Raw genomic sequence first — 18319 nt, 5'->3', positions numbered from 1 at the left:
GCTATTTTCTTATGGCTAATTTTCAGGGCTCAATTCTTGGCTTAAACGGATAAAGCTTTCTGCAGCTGGCGTTAATGGTAAATTTTTGCGCCAAATTAACGCTAAGTCCCAAGTGAGATCTGGAGATAATGGTCGATATTCTAATTGAGCTGAATTCACTTTTTGGCAAATAGGCTCAGGTAATATCGCTAGTCCCATTTTTGACTCAACCATCGCAGCAATAAAATCCCATTGGCCGCTTTGTGCTGCAATGTTTAATTCGATATTGGCTTTATGGGTAAGTCGACGAATAAGTTTTGCGAGCGAGAAGTCATCGTTGTAAAGGATAAAAGGGGAGTCAGCTAAGTCTGACCAAGAAATCGATGCTTTTTTAGTGAGAAGGTGCGCTTTCGGAAGGCAAGCAAATAGTGGATAGCCACCTAGGTTATGGCTACAGAAATCCTGAGTATGAGTGGTTGGTAAAGCTGTAAACGTAAGATCAAGGGTGTCATTAAGTAAAGCTTGCTCTGCAGCAAAACCACCAAGTTCAACAATACTTACGTCTATTCGTGGGAAGCGTTGCCTGTATTGCGATAACAGATCAATGACCATTTCTCCCATCATAGGGCATACTCCTAGTCGCAGTTGCCCTGTTTGTAATCCGTTTAAGCTGTTCATCTCTTCTTGTAAACGATGCCATTGTCCAACTATCTGTTTAGCACTATTTTGAAGTAAACGCCCTGCCTCAGTTGCAATCACTTTTTGATTATTACGTATGAGTAATGGCTGCTCTAAATGTTCTTCTAAACGCTGGATCATCTTAGTTAAAGTGGGTTGAGTAAGGTGTAATCTTTCAGCCGCACGGGTGTAATTGCCGACTTCAAGTAAAGTAACGAAACAGTGCAAACTTTTGATCTGAATGTTCATGCTATTTTGGAATCCACTTAATGCTAACTATTCATTTTACTAATAACCAAGAGGCGGTTACTTTAGCATCAATAAAGTCGTTTTGTTGGTTTTTAATACATTAATGGGGATTAAAATGAAGTCATATCAAGGTTTATTTGCTCAAGCTCTTTACCTAGCAGCTAAACCACTAGACAAAGAGCAGAAGCAAAAATTAGCAGCACGTTCAGTTCAGCGTCGAGACTCTGGGCAAGTAAACATCAAGCAGGCTTAATATAGCCTGCTTGTATATTGTTATTTCCAGCCCATAAGCCAGTCTGTCTCTTGTGTTAACTCGCGCCAATCAATTGAGAATTCAGCGCGAGTCAGCACAGCTTCTATCAGACATAAGCTCACCTTTCCTTGCTCATCAAATTTCACTTTAGTAATAATGAAGTGCTTCTGTTTTTGCTTTGGTTTTACAGCTGTCCACTTGCTATGTAGTAGCTTCTTTGGATTAATTTGATTCATAAATATCTATTACGAATAGACTTGGAAAATCGATCTTTTGGCTAGGAATTAATGGTTTCAGTCTCCGATAGCGTGTGATGCAGAGACTGAAAAAGTGAGTAGAGACATTAATTGAGCAGTTCATGCTCTGGTGGTAACTGGCGGCTTATCCATAGCACTAATTTGTGCTTCATATTCGGGCCGTCTTCTTTGTCTTTTGAAAGAGCTTGAATAAGCTTGTCTTGCACTAATAATCGATAGATACATTCGACTTTATCTTTAGGAGAGATCCCTTGCTCAAAATCGCCAAAGCCTCTTTTCTTGGCGTAGCCAACACCAATTTCTAACGCGAGCTTCAGTAGTTGTGCATCGTGCTTACCTGACTTCATATAGACGCTTCTTATGTCGATTAATGTAGTTATAACGTTACCTGAAATAAGCTCGAAGGCAATAGCTTTCTTGAGCAATTTCAAAGTGGAACAGGATAGATTCGACTAGGTAAGATTCGTTATGTTTACTCAGAGTTTTCTCTTGATGCAGATCATAATTTAAGCAACTTTTTAACTGTTAATGGTTAAGTTTAGCTAAGCTAAGAATAGGTAGTTGCAACTGGAGAGTGCGATGGACAAAGTATTTATTATTTCCCCTAGAGATGAGGCGCATGTTGATGCTATTTCGGCAGGAGTTGAGCTTGCCAGAGTATTAGGCAAACGTGCCGAAGTATTTGCTTATAGCTTTGAATACTTTGGTAATGCCGAGTACTACAATCCTAAGTTTGTCGCGGTTGCGCAAAAGCATGTGATGAAGCAGCGCATGGCTAAGGTAGAGTTGGAGCTAGAGAGTATTCATGCCGAAGATACGCCAACTCACAGCGTATGGAGTAAAGATCTTTATGAGCATGCTTGTCATCACTCAGACCGCCATGGTTTCGATCTTATCGTTAAAGCCGTGCACCATGCCGATCATTATCTACCCGTAGATTGGAACCTTATTCGCCATACCCGAGTGCCATTAATGCTGCTGACTGACAACCCAGTACAGAAGAATAACACCGTAATGATGGCATTAGATCTCGATAGCAAAAAAACCTTAAAGCAGCAATTGAACCAAGCCGTTATTCGTCAAGCTCGCGAGTTGGCTACAGCAACTGGTTGCGAACTACATCTGGCATTTGTGGTTCGCTTACCTCAAGTTATCCATGATATGGAGATAGTTGATACTCACGCCATGGTCAGAGAGGCAAGAGCGAAGCACCAAGCCTTGTTTGATGAGCTAAATATCGATGCTAAGTGTCTGCATATCACCGTGGGTGATCCGGATCTTTGTATTTATCAATTGGCTTGTAAGCACAAGGTGCGTTACTTAGTGCTGGGAGCGGTGCAGCGACAAGGTCTGTACGCCTTTGTGGTGGGTAATATGGCGGAATCAATTTTGAGCCGCATTCGCAGTAATGTGCTGGTGGTGCCTGCGCGCGAAGGGCAACTGTTACCGATAGAGTGAGCATTCCATAAGATAACAAACAAAAAAACCACCTCAAATGAGGTGGTTTTTTATGTTTTAAAACCCGCTAGCACTTACTGAGCTGAAAAGTCGTTCTCGACTAATTCTTGCTTATTTTCAGCTTGAGGCGTGTGGCACTGAGTACAGTTGTAGTACTCGTTGTTTAACTTGCCGTCGGCCAACATATGCGATGGATCAACCGCAGTTGCCTTCATACGTTTTGCTTTTGCAGGGCTATGACAGCTGATACAACCATTACGCTTAAGCGTAATTGGGTAGTCTGCTTTGTGCGGGATCATCGGTGGTTGATGTACAAAAGTACGTTCAATTGATTTACCACGTTTCGGATAAAGCGGCGCCGGATCGGCTGCACGAATATCGGTGATTTCAGACTTACCCAATGAGCTGATGTTTACAGGCTCTGCTTGAGTATTTGCTTGCTGACCAGAGCAAGCACTAAGCGCCATTACTAGCGCAGCTAAGGTGAGTACTTTTTTCATTGGTTGTTCTCCGCCTTTAGGGCAATTCGATTTTGATTCTTTCGATTCTGAAACTGGAAAACGCGTTGGGCGCAAACGTCGATACAACGGCCGCATTGAGTGCAATCACTGTTGGTGATCATAGGCTGCTTACCTTTGAGTGCAGGCTTTAATACCTGTCTTTCAGGGCATACAACAAAGCAATCCATACAGTTGTCGCAATCTTTTGCGTTTACAGCAGATACTTTTACCGGACTCACTTTGCCAAGTAGGCCAAAGAGTGCACCTGTTGGGCATAAATGCCCACACCATGCTCGCTCACTGATAAATAAGTCCAGCAAGAAGATAGCGGCCAAAATCCATAAACCGCTGCCAGCGCCAAATAGTGCCGCGCGGTACAATACAGGAACGGGGTTAACCCATTCCCATACCGTTAGGCCGGTAACTACAGGCAATAGCAGTACGAGCGCAAGTAGGTAATAACGTAAGTTTCTTGGCATCTCTGAGGTGCGAGGCAAGTTCATCTTACGGCGTAACCAACTCGCTAAGTCTGTCACCATGTTCACGGGGCAGACCCAGCTACAAAATACTCGGCCACCTAATACTGCGTAAAACAGCGCAATAATAACGGCACCTAGTATTAGGCTTAACTCGGGTAAATGGCCTGTCATCAACACCTGAAAAGTGGCAAGTGGATCAGACAAAGGCACAACGCCGAAGAGTTCGCTGGCAGAAAGATTACCTTTAAGTAACCAAACGCCAGCCCACGTTGCGATGAAGGGGCTAAGGGCAAACATGGCAAAGACACTGACTTGGCTTACACGGCGTAAGAACAAGAACTTGTGGACGCGCCACCAGCCGAGTTCTTTCACTGCCGCATTAGCAAAGCCATGTGTTGTCGGTTTTTGCTTTAGTGTTTGGCTCATAGATCAAGCCCCTTGTTTAACATCTCAAGCGTGGTCTCTTCGGTGTTGATATAAGTATCGTGTGCAGCAGCTTTACCAACAGCAATATGAGGCGGTAGCACTTTGATCGCAGCTTGTTCAAGCACGCAAGCATGTTCACATTTACCACAGCCCGTGCAGCTATCGCTGTTGACTGTGGGTAAAAACATAGCGTGATGACCACTGCGTTCATTGTGCTGCATTTCAAGGGTGATTGCGTCGTCGATTAGCGGGCAAACCCGGTAACAAACATCGCAACGTAGCCCTTTAAAGTTAAGGCAATTTTTCTCGTCTATTAAGACCGCAATCCCCATCTTAGCGTCTTCAATATCCGTTAAAGCGTGATCGAGCGAGCCCGATGGGCAAGCTTTAACACAAGGGATATCTTCACACATCTCACAAGGGATAGTGCGCGCAGTAAAGTAGGGCGTACCCGTTGGAACACCTTCAAACCAGCGAGCCAGTTTTAGGGTGTCGTAAGGGCAGGCGTCTACACACAAACCGCAGCGTACACAGGCCGAGAGAAAATCGTTTTCACTTAATGCGCCTGGCGGTCGAATCGCGAGCGGGTCTAACTGACTAGATTGCTTAGCAACTGCCGTTAATCCCATTCCTAGCAAGCCCATCGCACAGCCTGCTTTTGCCGATGTGGCTAAAAACTGGCGGCGATTGACGCCTTTAGATGCGAACTTACTGTGATTGACCGTACTCATTTGCGTTAGTTTTCTCCGCTTTTGCTCAAGCGATTAAAGTTAAATTTATTAGTGACAAGCTTATGCTTTCATCACTTTAACTGGACACTTCTTGAAGTCTGTCTCTTTTGACAGAGGATCAGTTGCATCAAGTATTAACTTGTTGACCAGCTGGCGCGCATCGAAGAATGGCATAAACGCCACGCCTCTTGGCGGCTTGTTACGGCCTTTAGTTTCAACACGGGTTTTCACTTCGCCGCGAGGTGAAGCTACGATGACTTCATCACCACGTTTTAGACCACGTGCTTTAGCGTCTTCAGGATGCATAAAGATCTGTGCATCTGGGTAAGCGCGATAAAGCTCAGGTACACGAGCAGTCATTGAGCCAGTGTGCCAATGTTCAAGAACACGGCCAGTTGATAACCAGATATCGTATTCTTCATTCGGCTCTTCAGCTGCAGGCTCATATGGTAGGGCGAAAATAACCGCTTTACCGTCAGGCTTACCGTAGAAGTCAAATTCCTTGTCGCCTTTCACATAAGGGTCACCCTTAGAGAAGCGGCGTAAGGTTTCTTTACCATCAACTACTGGCCAGCGTAGACCGCGAGACTCATGGTAAGCATCGAAGTTAGCTAAATCGTGAGCGTGACCGCGACCAAATTGAGCGTATTCTTCGAATAGGCCTTTTTGCACGTAGAAGCCAAATGCATCAGACTCGTCGTTGTACTCACCTTTACATTCGCTTGCTGGGAACTTGTTGACTACGCCGTTGGCATAAAGCACGTCAAATAGGGTTTTATCAGCCAGTTCAGGTTGCTTCGCAATCAGCTCTGCAGGCCATACTTCAGATACTTTAAAGCGCTTAGAGAACTCCATTAGCTGCCATAAGTCAGACTTAGCGCCTTCTGGTGCTTTAACTTGCTGGTGCCACATATGAGTACGACGCTCTGCGTTACCGTAAGCCCCTTCTTTTTCTACCCACATAGCTGTTGGTAGAATCAAGTCGGCTGCCATTGCAGTCACTGTTGGGTATGGATCAGACACCACGATGAAGTTTTCTGGGTTACGGAAACCTGGGTACATTTCGTCGTTAATGTTCGGGCCGGCCTGCATGTTGTTGGTACACATGGTCCAGTAACAGTTCAGCTTGCCATCTTTAAGCATACGGCTCTGTAGTACCGCGTGGAAACCAGGCTTTGGCGGAATAGTGCCTTGTGGTACTTGCCATAGCTTCTCAGTAATTTCACGGTGCTTAGGATTCATCACCACCATGTCTGCTGGCAGACGGTGGGCGAATGTCCCCACTTCACGTGCAGTACCACAAGCTGATGGTTGACCTGTTAGTGAGAACGGGCTGTTACCTGGCGTGGCAATCTTACCGGTTAACAAGTGGATGTTGTAAAGCATGTTGTTGGCCCACACACCACGGGTGTGTTGGTTAATACCCATGGTCCACAAGCTCATCATCTTCACGTTTGGATCGGCATAAGCTTTTGCCATAAGCTCTAGCTTTTCAGGCTCAACACCACTCATTTCAGCTGCGTATTCAAGCGTGTAAGTGCTTACGAATTTAGCGTACTCGTCAAAGCTAATTGGTGCGAACTTACCGTTACCTGGGTTCTTGGCTTTCTTTTCAAGCGGATGGTCTGGACGTAGACCGTAACCGATATCGTCAGTACCCAAGGCAAAGGTGGTGTGCTTGTTAACGAAGTCTTTGTTTACTGCATCGTTTTGAATGATGTAGTTAGCAATGTAGTTAAGGATCACCAAGTCAGACTGTGGACGGAATACCATCGCGTTGTCAGCCAAGTCGAAGCTACGGTTTTCGAAAGTCGAAAGTACGTGTACGCGGCTTGTTGGGCTGCTTAGGCGGCGGTCAGATAAGCGCGCCCAAAGGATTGGGTGCATCTCAGCCATGTTGGCGCCCCAAAGCACGAATTGGTCTGCCGCTTCTAAGTCATCGTAACAACCCATTGGCTCATCAATACCAAAGGTACGCATAAAGCCAACAACCGCTGATGCCATACAGTGGCGCGCATTCGGGTCGATATTGTTAGTTAAGAAACCGGCTTTGTGCAGTTTAGAAGCGGCGTAACCTTCCCAAACTGTCCACTGACCAGAACCAAACATACCAACTGCTGTTGGGCCTTTAGTTTTAAGAGTGTTTTTCCACTTGTCAGCCATGATGTCGAAAGCGCTATCCCAGCTGATTGGGGTGAACTCGCCTTCTTTATCATATTGACCGTCTTTCATACGTAGAAGCGGTGTAGTGAGGCGATCCTTACCGTACATGATTTTAGAAAGGAAGTAGCCTTTAATACAGTTAAGGCCTTTGTTCACAGGGCTTTCAGGGTCACCTTTGGTGGCGACCACTTTGCCATTGTCTGTGCCCACTAGAACACTACAACCTACGCCACAAAAACGACAAGGTGCTTTGTCCCACTTGATGCTATCTTTTTGCTCTGCAGCTTCAACTATCTTAACTGGCAGAGTCGCGCCTACGGCTGTTGCGGCTGCAACGGCGGCGTTGGCTTTTAGAAACTCGCGACGGCTAATGCTCATGGTGTTCCTCACTCTTTTTTTCTACTGGATCGACTTGATGATAAATAAGACTGCTATTAAGCACGCCTTCTAGGGCGTTAATTGCTTCTACGCTATCGAGGATGGCGCGTTGGGTGTCACCTTCAACGGTGACCACAAACTTACCTTCGTCAGTAACGGCATGGATTTCGGTGCCTGACAGTGCTGAGATCCTGTTGTTAATCTCAGCTACAGCATGTGGTGCGGCGTGCACTACTAGGCTGGTAATATGAAATTCTTGGCTCATCTGGTTACCTTTTATGATTTAGCAAATAACACTTATTTGAGTCGTGCTGCGGTTACTTACCAAGGTTTATATCGAGTCTAGACCTCATGAAAATTGTGGGTATACCTCACAAGGGGTATTGGTGGGTTTTGTAGACTAAGATCAACTTTTTGAGGGTGATCTAGTTCTCAAATTGACCAATAAATATTAGGGGGTTGTTGGAATTTTGTCCATCTAGAATGTTAGCTTGCGCTACATTAAAAACCAAAGATATTCAAAAGCTTGCTTAATGAGAATGATTCTTATCTGTTGCTGGTTTTTACTGATAAAAACACATGGTGATTAACCCTGTTTTCCTGAGAACTATCGAAGAATTCCCCTAATGTTGATGAGTTCTAATCCGCCGAATAACTTAATGAAAGTGGCTAACTTGGTATTAACTGCCAATTAAGAAATAGACTCGCAGCCTCGGGCTAAAGTTGCTGTAGCTGAGATAAATTCAATGGCTTGCGAGCTAGTAACCAGTCAGTTCCATATAACCTAAACCACTATGACTACCGCTTATGCTAACTGGTCCCTCCCAATATGGAATGGACAATGGCATGCTGGCATTAGCGTTAAGCGCTTGAGTGGAGAGCTCAATGTTTTGTGAGGGGATAGATATATCCCAAGCTACCGGGTATCTACCTGAATCTGTTTGCTGCCATGCTGTAGCAGTCATTGAGATCTGCTCGCTGCTAATTTGTGTGCCGCTGCCGTCTGGGTACATGCGCCTGCCGCTATAAAAGTCTTGTTGTTTGCCACTGTTGTCTCGAAGCTGAAACAACATAAGCGCCGAGCCATCATCTAGTCTAAAAGCAAACCAGTCCCAGCCTTGTTGGGTTTTCGATAAAAACTGTGAACTCCACTCTCTGTCTAACCAGGCATTACCGCTGACCTTAATGGTTTTGCCATCTCGTTCGATAGTGCCACTGACCTCGATAAAAGGCTGGCTGTAGTAGTAGCTTGCTACCGTGCCAGTGGCATTTTTGCGGCTATAGCCATTATCGCCTTGCAGTTGAAACGGTGCTTTACTGTCGAGTTGCAATTGATAGCTAAACTCTGCGGTATTAGCTGACAAAGTTGCAGGGAACAGCTGCGGGCTGTCACTGCGCCACTGCCAATCGTCTTGTTGGATAACTAATGGATTAGCTTTAGTGCCAGCAAAATTGGCGTTGCCTCGGGTCCATTTTTCTTCAGCTTGGTGTTGTTGCTCGCTGGTTATGGCTGTGTGCGACATATACAACTGCTCGGTCTGCCAATCCGATGTGAATTTATCTTGAGTCGGTGATGGTGGCGCAAGCGCAATCCGAAATTGGGTCCATTGCAGACCTAATGGTTCACCAGTTTCCGTTATGAGGTTGGCGGTTAAATACCACCACTCCTGTCTAAAGTCGTCGTGGGCCATATGATCTGCTGGAAAGGTGAGTCTCTTTCCTGGAACAACAGGGGCGTAGTGAGTCGTGTCTCCATCTAGCAGTTGTCCCATCCCCCGAGAAGAGGTTGAGGGTGAATCAAAGAAACACCCTCCCAGAAAGAGGCAAAATATTAAGCTGTAAATTCGTAGTTTCATAATGCCTCCTGCTGCAAGCTGCTTATCAAGGGGCGGCGTGTTTGCCACAATAGTGGCAGAATAACCGCCACGGAGCTGACAACTAAGGCGGTCACTAATACCCTGAAATACGCCTGCCAGTCCCACACCATGGCGATACTCCAGCCAAAGGCCTGTAGGGTGACTTTATTAATCAGTAAATAACCCAGTAGCGCGCCAGTTGGTAGGGCGAGTAAGCAGGTCAGTAGTACGATTAACAGCATCTGCCCCGACACTAAGGTTCGCAATTGCATTCGACTGACACCCAGCGCATACAGCCTAGCGAGTGGAGCCTGCCTTGCTTGGGTTAGCATTAAACAGGCGCTAAATAAGCCTACAGCCGCTACTAGTAAAGTTAGGCTGTTTAGTACTAAGGTAATTGAAAAGGTGCGTTTAAAGATCTGCATGGCACGTTGTTTTATCTTGCTCTGGTTATACATTTGCGCCGCAGAGAGTGGTATCTGGCTTTGTAGTATCGATTCTAGTTCGCTAATCTCATTATCATAATCTGCGGCAATACTGCTTGGGGGAACGGGTAAGCCCAGCTGCTGCCACGTCGTCTGGCTGATGATTACTTGCCCTTTAGGGCTGCCATAATCATAAAAAATGGCCCCAATTGGCATCGGGGGAAGCGAAGCATTGTCAAATTCGGCTAGAGCGATTCTATCGCCCACATCGAGTTGATACTTGATTGCCATTGGCTCGCTTATCATCAACACCTCTGCATTGAAGAAGTCTTGCCAATGATCGGCCTGTTGCGCCTTTATCTGATTACTGTTTCTCAGCGAGTGGGCATCACGGGTCATTAAACTGACCGGAGCGTTTTGGTAATGGCTGGAATGAAGCCATTGACCATAAACCGCGCTGACTTTAGGCAAGTTATTAAGTAAGGCTTGCGTCTCGAGCATTTTATCGCTGGGAGGGCGGATATAAAGGTCTGCATATAGCCTGTCATCGAGCCAATGCTTTAAGGTGATCTCAAAGCTCCCCACTAAGGTATTCATCGAGATGTTGGCAGTAAGCGCCAATAGCATCGCCATCATGGCAAGAGAAAGCGGCGCGATAAGCTCCTTGCTCTCGGCTACGGCATATTGCCATAACCCCGCCTGAGTCACCCGCTCTACAAGCGACAAACTAACTTGCAGCACCATTGGCAATAACAATGGCATGGCAATGGTGACTACACCTAATAAAACTAAGCTATGTTGATAGTCCTGCGTCAATGGAAACAATCCCGCAGCGACGGACAACAATATTAAGCCAATGATAAAGAGCTTTAGTTGCTGCTTCTTAGCGTGGCTTTGCTGTTCGAAGCGGCTCGCACTGCGGGCTAACGGCTGCTTGGCTAAGGTTTTAAATAAGGGATAGCAAGCCAATAACGCCGCGAAAAATGTTAGACCGATAGCTTGATACAGCCAGCTCCACTGCCAAACTCCCGGCATGAGCCTTGCGCCGTAGAGTTGCTCAAGGGTGAGTGCAATCATGGGTTGCAGCCAATGGCTAAGCTGTAGGCCAAGAATGAAGCCAACTAAGGAGCCTACTAGCACCAATATAAGCAGTTCAAAAAGCAGGGCGAGTAGCAGGGACCGTTGGGGCACGCCTTGCTGCTGTAGCTGCACTAACAGTTTTTGGCGTTTGAGTAGGCTGTAGCGCACGCCGTTATAAGCGATAAACAAGCCGACGATAAATGCCAGTAGGCTCATGGCCGTGAGATTGAGGTGAAAGCTTCGTGTCAGACTAGTCAGTCCCTCGCCATCATCTTGCTGAGTAAAGATAAAGTGCTGCTGGGTTTGTTGATTAAACAGTTGCTGGATCTGCTTGGTCAAATTGTTGGGATTATCAAAAAGAGCTATATAGCTCAGCTCTGCGGCTTGATTCAGAATTTTTTGCCCAAGGGAGATATCCATCAAAATAGCGTTGCCGAGCCCAAGCTCATCACTTAGGGGGATCACATTCAGTTGATAGCCGTTGAGTTCAATGCTGCCTTGAGGGGCGACTTGGGCACTAAAGCTTTCGCTCATTAAGATGTAAGGGGCTGCCGATAATAGCTTAGCGAGTGGAAGGTCAGCAGATAGAAGAGAGAGTTCTTTCGAGCCTGTAGCGGCATGTGTTGACGTTGATTGCTTGGATTGTATCGACAGCGCCGCGACCAGATCGCTGGCCTGAATATCCCAACGCTGACCCATTTCGTCACTGACTGTGCCAGTCAATACGGCTAAAGCCTGAGTGAGCCCCGCTTGCCGAAGAGTAAAGTAAACCGACTCATGTAGTGATTTTTTGCCGCTAATGGGGGTGAGTAGTAATTGTGCCCTCTGACTTAATAATTCGGTGGCCTCAGAGTAACTACGAACTGCATTTTCATTGGTCGCTCTAACGCCAATCAACAGGGTGACGGCGAGTATAACCCCTAAGATAATCGCACCTGCTTGCAGTGGCGACTTAAGGTAATGACGGGCAAAGACACCTAAGCTTAAGCGTACCATTAGGCCGCTGTCTGCCATCGTATTGTTACTCATGGATCTTTCCCTGCTCTAAATGCCAGCGCCTCTTCATAAAGGCGGCGCAGTCACTGCTGTGGGTGACCATTAAGACACAGGTTTTAGATTCTGCAGCAAGCTGAGTGAGCAGGCTCATCACTTGATGACCAGCTTTCTCATCTAAGTTTCCCGTTGGTTCATCGGCCAGTAATAGTTGCGGCTTGTGCGCGAGGGCGCGAGCGATGGCAACGCGCTGCTGCTGACCGCCAGAAAGCGTTTCGACATTGCGGTTTTTAACTTCATCAAGCCCAAGCTGACTAAGTAGATAGTCGCACCAAGGGCTCCACTTTTGCTGATTTAAGCGTAATGAAAAGGCAATATTATCGCGGACGTTGAGCGGGGTAAGTAGATTAAACTGCTGGAAGACGACGCCTAAATGCTGGCGTCTAAATTGGCTCCACTGTTTATCTTGCCAGTTTGTGGTGTCATGTTTATTAAGCAGTAACTGGCCTTGCTTGATAAATTCAAAGCCACCAATGATATTGAGCAGGGTGCTTTTACCGCTTCCACTCGGGCCAGTTAATGCCACAGTGTCTGCAATATTGAGTGTAAGGTTAATATCATCTAGCACCTGATGATATTTATCGCCATCGTTAAAGCCTTTTGAGACTCGATTAAGTCGGACAATCTCTATACTCATTACTTCCCCTGTTATAAAGGCAGTGCCGGCAGACTAAGTGTTAATCTATCATGATTTTTAGGCCTATACGTATTTGTCACGCATTAAGATCTTCGCTTTTATAAAGGTTACCTCCTCAAAAAAACTCCCTGAAGGCTAGAATTAATTTACTAATTAAGGTGTTAATTTTATATTGAATCTGGGGACGCAAGGGGATATTTGTTGCTATATTATTTCAATGTCATCATGTGTTTACTGGGCGCTGTTGCTTGGTTTGGTTTATCTGATTGTGGCTCACGTAACCTACTTTTATGTGCAGAATGAAGCTATTGCATTGCTTCGAAAAACTAGAGTAGTTTGGTGTTGTGGCTTTTTTGACCATGAACACCTTTGACCACCCTCAATATAATAATTAGTTACTGTGGATTATGGATATGAGCAGACTTCGTACCTTTCGTAGCCGAATTTTATCGCAAATGGCACTGCCTTTGATTGCTATCATGGCTGTAGTTTTTAGCGTTAATGCTTGGTTTAATTACCAAGATGAAGAGCAAGATATTTATCAATATATCGGCCAAAAAGCCGAGAGCGCTGCCCTGCATTTACAGCATTTCCTCGTGACAGCCGAAACCGATACTCGTTCATTAGCAGAACTGTTGAGTGAAGCTGGCAACATAGAAGTGTTTACCGATGAAGCTAAGCTGCAACAGTTGTTAACTCATCGCCTCGAACTTCATAGCGACTTTTATGGTAGCGCCATCGCATTTAGGAATAATTTTATTGAGGGGAGAAAACTCTATGCTCCCTACGCATTTCGAGATGAGAACAAGATCCGGGTGATGGATATTGGCGCCGATGGTTATGACTATACCAATGGCGAGTGGGATTGGTGGAGCCGAGCTATTAATGATGCCAATGGTTATTGGTCTCCGCCTTATCTTGATGAGGGCGCGGGAAACGTCTTAATGGTGAGTTTTTCTCAGCCATTTGGTGATAAGAGGCCCTTTACAGGAGTGGTCACTGTCGATCTCGCACTCGACGCCATTCCACAAATGGTGGGGGTTTCAGCTAAGCGCATCGTAGTGATTGATGATAAGGGACAGCTTATCTATCACCCTAATAAGAGCTTACTCCTTAAAAGTGGAGCTGATAAATGGTTGGCACAATCTGAGCAAAATCAGGAGTTTTTAGACTTAGTTAAGCGTCGAGTGACGGGGTATTCATATATAGAAGACAGTCAGGGTGATAAGTACCTCGCAAGCCTTGGCGTCGTGTCAGCTTTAAATTGGCGTGTTGTCATCATGACCCCAGAGACTCAGCTGCATCAAGCATTTTTCAGTGACTTCTCCGCTTTAAGTCTCAATTTACTACTACTTTCTATTCTTTTGTTACTTACAGGCTATATCACTGCTCGCCGTTTGACACGTCCAATAGAAGAGCTAGAGGCAGGTATTGTTGCCTTTGCTGCCGGTGAGAAAAAACGTATAGACAAGCCCCGCGGAGCTGGCAGTGAAATAGCAACGCTCACAGAAAAGTTTAACGATATGGCTAAGGTGTTAGAGGAGCGGGAGCAAGCGCTGTTAGATTCTCGAGGTAATCGCTTTGCTAAGTTGATCGATGGTATGAGTGATAAGTCTTTTTATTGCTCTGTCAGCCCTGATGGAATGCTTGATCAGGTCAGTGATGGGGTTGAAAAGGTATTGGGAGTCGCACCTGAGTTACTGAAACGTAAGTACCAGAGAATGTTCTCAGACAATCCTATTAATGAACTTAATTGGCTGTTTATGGATCAAGCACTGCTTGGTGAAAATGTGCCGCCACACCAAGTTGAGATGATTGATGCGGGAGGTAAGCTAAGACAATTAGACGTATTTATGCAGCCCTTGATATCAGATAATCAGGAAGTACTTTCGATTGAAGTATTGTTTAATGATGTGAGCGAACAGTTTTCTGCAGTGGCTTGGTCAAATGCGGTGCTCGAGTCTGCGCCAGAGGCTATGTTGATTGTCGAAGAGTCAGGGCAGTTAGTATTCACTAATAGTCGCTGCCAGCAGTTGTTTGGTTACACAGAGCAACAGATGTTGGCCATGTCCGTTGATGAATTGGTGCCAAATGCTGTTCGAGGCGGGCATGCTGAGCAACGGGCTCAGTTTACGACTGAGGGGCGGGATCGCAAAATGGGCATGGGGGAGCCGCTCAATGCCCGTAAGAGTGATGGTACTGAGTTCCCGGTCGAAGTGAGTTTGGGGTTACTGCCCATTACCGAAGAGGGCAAGCGCCAAGTGGCGGCGACGGTTAGAGATATGACCCTAGAGCTTGAGATCGCGCAAAAGGTTAAAGATAGTGAAAACCGTTTTAGGGGCTTGGTAACCAATATCCCCGGCGCCGTCTATCGTACTCGTATTGATGATATGTGGTTGATGGAATATGTTAGCGACAATATTATTGATATTACTGGGTTTCCGGCTGCAGATTTTATTGAGCATAACGGTCGTAGCTATGGCAGCTTGGTTGTCGAACAAGACATTGAATTGGTGACCAAAGCGATTGATGAAGCGCTGCTAGAGCAAAAGAGTTTCGAAATACAATATCGTATCAAGCACCGAGACGGCAGTATTCATTGGGTTCATGAGAAGGGCAAAGCTATCTATAACGATGATGCGGTTGCGCTTTGGTTCGACGGCAGTATTAACGATATTACCAGTAGCAAATTAGCCCAAGAGGCGATAGCCCAGTCTCAGCAGCAGTTGGAAACCATTACCGAATCTATTCCTAGTACTGTATATCAAATGCATTGGTGCAGTAATGTTGAGCGTAGATTTACATTTCTATCGAGTGCTTGTATCGCAACTTTAGGTTTCCATCGCGACGAAGTATTGGATCATTTTGAACGAGTTGCCGAGTGCATTATCAGTGAGGATCGGACTGTTATCATTGAGGCACTATCGGGAAAAAGTCGTAAAGGGCTGCAGTGGACAGAAGAGTTTAGGTATCGTCATCCGATAGGTAATATTCGCTGGCTTCAGGCTGGGGCTCATGGCGATCTGCAAAGCGATGGCTGTATTATCTGGAACGGTTATTTGATGGATATTACCGATCGTAAACAGATAGATAAAGAGCTCGAAGAGCGAGAAGCCCACTTTAGGGCCTTGTTTGATAATGCAGGGATCGGCATTGTTAATGTTGATGATCGAGGGAATATTCTCGACTGTAATGAGCAGTTTAGTCTATATATGCAGCTTGATGTTGACCATATAAAAAGCTGCTCTTTCTTTGACTTTCAGCACCATGAAGATCGCGACAAGGGCAGAGATGTTTTCGCCAAGCTCAGCGAAGATGGCACAGATAATATTTGTACCGACCTTAGGTTGCTCAATCAGTCAGGGGAGTGTATCTGGATGGATATGACGCTGACTAAGTTGCAGGATAAACACGGTGAACTCACTTCTATTGTATTGTCTATGGCTAATATTACCTCGCTCAAGCTGCTTTCAGAGGAGTTAAAGCTAGCTAAAGATAGTGCCGATGCGGCGAATCAGGCCAAGAGTGACTTTTTGGCTAACATGTCTCATGAAATACGCACACCTATGAACGCTATCATCGGTATGTCGCAGCTTTGTCTACAAACCGAACTAGATAGTAAGCAACAAAACTACGTGCAAAAAATTGATAGAGCTTCTAAGTCCTTGCTGGGGATTATTAACGATATCTTAGACTTTTCCAAGATCGAGGCGGGCAAGTTAGATATCGAGTCAGTACCTCTACAGCTAGATACCTTGCTCGAAGATCTCAGTGATATGTTCTCCGTTAAAGCCGCCGACAAACGTCTTGAGTTGTTGTTCGCGGTAGCCCCCAATATTCCAAGACAGTTACAAGGCGATCCACTACGTCTAAGCCAAGTGCTAATCAATCTGATGAGTAATGCCATCAAGTTTACCGATCAAGGAGAAGTGTTACTGTCAATTAGCCTACTTGAACAAACCGATGACGACATACTGCTCAAGTTTAGTGTGCGTGATAACGGTATCGGCCTTACCGAAGAGCAGCGCAATAAACTGTTTAAGTCTTTTACTCAGGCTGATACCTCAACCACCAGAAAGTATGGTGGTACAGGGCTGGGTCTTGCTATCTGTAAGCAGCTGGTGGAGCTAATGGGCGGTGAAATTGGGGTTGAGAGCCAGTTTGGCAACGGCAGCACCTTCTTCTTTACTGTGAGATTATGTATTACAGATAAGAAACTACTCAAGGTTAAGCAAGAAGTGGAAGGAATGCGAGTCTTGGTTGTGGACGATAATGCCACCGCTCGAGACATCATGCGCACAACTTTAGAAAGCATGGGCTTTAAAGTTGATTCGGTTAAGAGTGGCGCCGAGGCGATTGAACGGTGCCAGCAGCAGGATTACCCCGTGGCGCTGATCGACTGGTTAATGCCAGAGATAGATGGCCTAACGGCAGCTGAAACAATTCTGTCTGAGCAAGATAATCCACCGAAAATATTAATCGTATCGGCCCATGTTAACAGTGAATTTATTGAGAGAATTGAGCATAGCCAAATAGCAGGGTATATCACTAAGCCTATCAGTGCTTCACGACTGTTAGATGGCATCATGTCTTCATTGGGCCGTGACGGCACTATGCCTGTTAGGCGCCAAGGGAGCGAAATTGGTCAAGAGTTATTGGCGCAACTGCGGGGTAAGCATATCTTGCTAGTTGAAGATAATGACATGAATCAAGAAGTGGCTACAGAGTTTCTTGAGCAAGTCGGTGTGGTGCTCTCTATTGCAGATAATGGTCAAATTGCGCTAGAGAAATTGGCAACACAAAGCTTCGATTTAGTATTGATGGACTGCCAAATGCCAATAATGGATGGCTATCAAGCGACCCAGAAGCTTAGGCAAATGCCAGGCTTAGATAAACTACCTGTGATTGCTATGACAGCCAATGCGATGGCGGGTGACCGGGAGATGTGTTTGCGAGCCGGTATGAATGATCATATCGCCAAACCCATCGAAGTGGCTCGACTCTATCAGGTGTTACTAGAATATTTGGGTAATAGTGACAAAGTTTTTTCGTTAACGGATTTTGAGTCTAACGAGAGTGAAGAGGGAATATTTTGGCCGCAACATGAGGCACTCGATATTGATAAAGGCCTGCAGTTAGTACAAAACTCTGTGCGGCTTTATCGCAAAATATTCGATCGCTTCTATAGTGGCAAAATACATATTGCCGAGGAGATAGGAGCTGCGCTTAGCCGAAATGAGGTTGATGATGCTATTCGTTATGCCCATACCCTAAAAGGGGTTTCAGGTAACCTCTGTTCGCCTGAGTTAGTGTCTTTAGCTGCTGAAATCGAGTCTAAACTCATTGATTCACCTACGGCAGATGTGAGTGGTGAGCTGGCTAAAGTCGCCGAGCTTACTGCATCAATATGTCAGGCGATTGCAGCTTGGAAAGCAAACTTAGAGGGGGCGGCACAAGGTGAGCTAGCAGATGTCGATGCGCTAACACCAACCTCTTTACTGTCAGATGATGATCTCGCTAAAGAAGTTAAATTGTTGCTGCAGATGTTAGAAGACGCCGACTCCTATGCGGTTGACAAGATGGAGCACATTCGAGGGCAGGTCTCAGACTCATTGTGGCAGAAAATGAGTCCCGCTATGACGATGGTAAATAGCTATCAATATGATGAAGCCGTCGAGCTTATTCAGGCTCTATTTAAAGACGAGTTAGCTGATTAA

At 45.7% G+C, this 18319-nt stretch carries 14 protein-coding genes; 3 read left to right on the top strand and 11 right to left on the bottom strand.

Going from position 1 to position 18319, the window contains the following annotated elements; genetic code table 11:
- Positions 1-15: 15 nt before the first annotated feature.
- The gene (locus tag K5Q73_RS02900) at positions 16-906 is read right to left on the bottom strand and encodes a LysR family transcriptional regulator (protein ID WP_220759027.1); all 891 of its coding nucleotides are present in this window, start codon (positions 904-906) and stop codon (positions 16-18) included.
- 115 nt (positions 907-1021) lie between these two features.
- Here K5Q73_RS02900 and K5Q73_RS02895 point away from each other — a divergent pair, with 115 nt between their 5' ends.
- Complete coding sequence (locus K5Q73_RS02895; RefSeq protein ID WP_220759028.1) at positions 1022-1159, top strand: hypothetical protein; 138 nt, start codon at positions 1022-1024, stop codon at positions 1157-1159.
- A gap of 20 nt (positions 1160-1179) precedes the next feature.
- On the opposite strand, the gene K5Q73_RS02890 is transcribed toward K5Q73_RS02895, so the two are convergent.
- The gene (locus K5Q73_RS02890; protein ID WP_220759029.1) at positions 1180-1395 is read right to left on the bottom strand and encodes a TIGR02450 family Trp-rich protein; all 216 of its coding nucleotides are present in this window, start codon (positions 1393-1395) and stop codon (positions 1180-1182) included.
- Positions 1396-1502: 107 nt separating this feature from the next.
- Positions 1503-1763, bottom strand: a complete 261-nt coding sequence (locus K5Q73_RS02885; RefSeq protein WP_220759030.1) for a DUF5062 family protein — start codon at positions 1761-1763, stop codon at positions 1503-1505.
- A 232-nt stretch (positions 1764-1995) separates the two neighbouring features.
- Between K5Q73_RS02885 and K5Q73_RS02880 the strand changes: the two genes are divergently transcribed.
- Positions 1996-2874, top strand: coding sequence for a universal stress protein (locus tag K5Q73_RS02880; protein WP_220759031.1), 879 nt, complete (start codon positions 1996-1998; stop codon positions 2872-2874).
- A 74-nt stretch (positions 2875-2948) separates the two neighbouring features.
- Here K5Q73_RS02880 and K5Q73_RS02875 read toward each other — a convergent pair whose 3' ends face one another.
- From K5Q73_RS02875 to K5Q73_RS02840, 8 genes are all read right to left on the bottom strand, one after another.
- Positions 2949-3374, bottom strand: coding sequence for a nitrate reductase cytochrome c-type subunit (locus tag K5Q73_RS02875; protein WP_220759032.1), 426 nt, complete (start codon positions 3372-3374; stop codon positions 2949-2951).
- On the bottom strand, positions 3371-4279 hold the full coding sequence (napH, locus tag K5Q73_RS02870; protein WP_220759033.1) for a quinol dehydrogenase ferredoxin subunit NapH: 909 nt from the start codon (positions 4277-4279) through the stop codon (positions 3371-3373). The genes K5Q73_RS02875 and napH overlap by 4 nt, the downstream gene beginning before the upstream one ends.
- Positions 4276-5010 carry a ferredoxin-type protein NapG gene (napG, locus tag K5Q73_RS02865; protein ID WP_220759034.1) on the bottom strand — a complete coding sequence of 245 codons (735 nt, stop codon included), beginning with the start codon at positions 5008-5010 and terminating at the stop codon, positions 4276-4278. The genes napH and napG overlap by 4 nt, the downstream gene beginning before the upstream one ends.
- 60 nt (positions 5011-5070) lie before the next feature.
- On the bottom strand, positions 5071-7551 hold the full coding sequence (napA, locus tag K5Q73_RS02860) for a nitrate reductase catalytic subunit NapA (protein ID WP_220759035.1): 2481 nt from the start codon (positions 7549-7551) through the stop codon (positions 5071-5073).
- Entirely contained in the window at positions 7541-7816 is a 276-nt protein-coding gene (locus K5Q73_RS02855) for a chaperone NapD (protein WP_220759036.1), read from the bottom strand. The genes napA and K5Q73_RS02855 overlap by 11 nt, the downstream gene beginning before the upstream one ends.
- A 493-nt stretch (positions 7817-8309) precedes the next feature.
- Positions 8310-9407 carry a lipocalin-like domain-containing protein gene (locus K5Q73_RS02850; RefSeq protein ID WP_220759037.1) on the bottom strand — a complete coding sequence of 366 codons (1098 nt, stop codon included), beginning with the start codon at positions 9405-9407 and terminating at the stop codon, positions 8310-8312.
- Complete coding sequence (locus tag K5Q73_RS02845; protein ID WP_220759038.1) at positions 9404-11941, bottom strand: FtsX-like permease family protein; 2538 nt, start codon at positions 11939-11941, stop codon at positions 9404-9406. Before K5Q73_RS02845 ends, K5Q73_RS02850 begins: the two co-directional genes overlap by 4 nt.
- The gene (locus K5Q73_RS02840) at positions 11934-12602 is read right to left on the bottom strand and encodes an ABC transporter ATP-binding protein (RefSeq protein WP_220759039.1); all 669 of its coding nucleotides are present in this window, start codon (positions 12600-12602) and stop codon (positions 11934-11936) included. Before K5Q73_RS02840 ends, K5Q73_RS02845 begins: the two co-directional genes overlap by 8 nt.
- Before the next feature lie 407 nt (positions 12603-13009).
- On the opposite strand from K5Q73_RS02840, the gene K5Q73_RS02835 reads away from it, so the two are divergent.
- Positions 13010-18319, top strand: a complete 5310-nt coding sequence (locus K5Q73_RS02835) for a PAS domain S-box protein (protein WP_220759040.1) — start codon at positions 13010-13012, stop codon at positions 18317-18319.

The sequence above is a fragment of the Shewanella sp. MBTL60-112-B2 genome, from assembly GCF_019655055.1.
In the GTDB taxonomy this organism is placed as follows: Bacteria; Pseudomonadota; Gammaproteobacteria; order Enterobacterales; family Shewanellaceae; genus Shewanella.
This window is presented reverse-complemented; position numbering and strand designations above follow the sequence as displayed.

What these genes read in the sequence shown, in the direction of transcription:
- K5Q73_RS02850 (WP_220759037.1), bottom strand. Translation starts at nt 9,407, where the DNA reads ATGAAACTACGAATTTACAGCTTAATATTTTGCCTCTTTCTGGGAGGG.
- K5Q73_RS02845 (WP_220759038.1), bottom strand. Translation starts at nt 11,941, where the DNA reads ATGAGTAACAATACGATGGCAGACAGCGGCCTAATGGTACGCTTAAGC.
- K5Q73_RS02885 (WP_220759030.1), bottom strand. Translation starts at nt 1,763, where the DNA reads ATGAAGTCAGGTAAGCACGATGCACAACTACTGAAGCTCGCGTTAGAA.
- K5Q73_RS02880 (WP_220759031.1), top strand. Translation starts at nt 1,996, where the DNA reads ATGGACAAAGTATTTATTATTTCCCCTAGAGATGAGGCGCATGTTGAT.
- K5Q73_RS02895 (WP_220759028.1), top strand. Translation starts at nt 1,022, where the DNA reads ATGAAGTCATATCAAGGTTTATTTGCTCAAGCTCTTTACCTAGCAGCT.
- napA (WP_220759035.1), bottom strand. Translation starts at nt 7,551, where the DNA reads ATGAGCATTAGCCGTCGCGAGTTTCTAAAAGCCAACGCCGCCGTTGCA.
- napG (WP_220759034.1), bottom strand. Translation starts at nt 5,010, where the DNA reads ATGAGTACGGTCAATCACAGTAAGTTCGCATCTAAAGGCGTCAATCGC.
- K5Q73_RS02835 (WP_220759040.1), top strand. Translation starts at nt 13,010, where the DNA reads ATGGATATGAGCAGACTTCGTACCTTTCGTAGCCGAATTTTATCGCAA.
- K5Q73_RS02875 (WP_220759032.1), bottom strand. Translation starts at nt 3,374, where the DNA reads ATGAAAAAAGTACTCACCTTAGCTGCGCTAGTAATGGCGCTTAGTGCT.
- K5Q73_RS02900 (WP_220759027.1), bottom strand. Translation starts at nt 906, where the DNA reads ATGAACATTCAGATCAAAAGTTTGCACTGTTTCGTTACTTTACTTGAA.
- K5Q73_RS02855 (WP_220759036.1), bottom strand. Translation starts at nt 7,816, where the DNA reads ATGAGCCAAGAATTTCATATTACCAGCCTAGTAGTGCACGCCGCACCA.
- K5Q73_RS02890 (WP_220759029.1), bottom strand. Translation starts at nt 1,395, where the DNA reads ATGAATCAAATTAATCCAAAGAAGCTACTACATAGCAAGTGGACAGCT.
- K5Q73_RS02840 (WP_220759039.1), bottom strand. Translation starts at nt 12,602, where the DNA reads ATGAGTATAGAGATTGTCCGACTTAATCGAGTCTCAAAAGGCTTTAAC.
- napH (WP_220759033.1), bottom strand. Translation starts at nt 4,279, where the DNA reads ATGAGCCAAACACTAAAGCAAAAACCGACAACACATGGCTTTGCTAAT.